Raw genomic sequence first — 231 nt, 5'->3', positions numbered from 1 at the left:
TGATAAAAAATATCAAAAAAAGGGTTGCCAGATTTTTCTGACTCCCTATAATGCGCATCCACTGACCGGGAACAAGCCAACGCAAAGCGCGATGGACACTGAACCGGCAGCGAGAGAATCTGAAAAGATTAAGCAAAAAAATGCTTGACTCTCACTGAGGGAAGCGTAATATACGCCACCTCGCGACAACGACCTAAGTTGATAAAAACTGAGTCGATTTCCAAAAGAAAT

It is taken from the genome of Providencia rustigianii DSM 4541, from assembly GCF_000156395.1.
Classification (GTDB): domain Bacteria; phylum Pseudomonadota; class Gammaproteobacteria; order Enterobacterales; family Enterobacteriaceae; genus Providencia; species Providencia rustigianii.
This window is presented reverse-complemented; position numbering follows the sequence as displayed.